At 60.9% G+C, this 256-nt stretch carries 1 pseudogene; it reads right to left on the bottom strand.

The window, feature by feature from the left end:
- Positions 1-256: pseudogene (locus ACWGTI_RS32965) on the bottom strand (ISKra4 family transposase); the annotation flags it as partial.

Here is a 256-nt window from a genome sequence, read left to right as displayed (position 1 = left end):
ACGCTTTCGAGCGTTGCGACGGCCGCGGGCGCTGCGGCGCTGAGCGGCGGAGGCAGGCCGCGCGCCATCTGTTGGAGCACTGTGATGCGCATGGTGATGTGGAAATAGTCGAGAACGTGTTCCGCGTTGGGGCGCATGTAATATTGGAGGTCTCGCAAATTGCAGGCGCCATCCGACATGAAGGTCACCTCCTGGTTCATAGCGATGCCCTGATCGATGAGAAGCTCGTGCAGGCGGCGCTTCGGTTTTTCGTCGT

It is taken from the genome of Mesorhizobium sp. ArgA1 (genome assembly GCF_053714375.1).
Note: the sequence above shows the minus strand (reverse complement) of the source record. Positions and strands in the feature narration are given on the sequence as shown.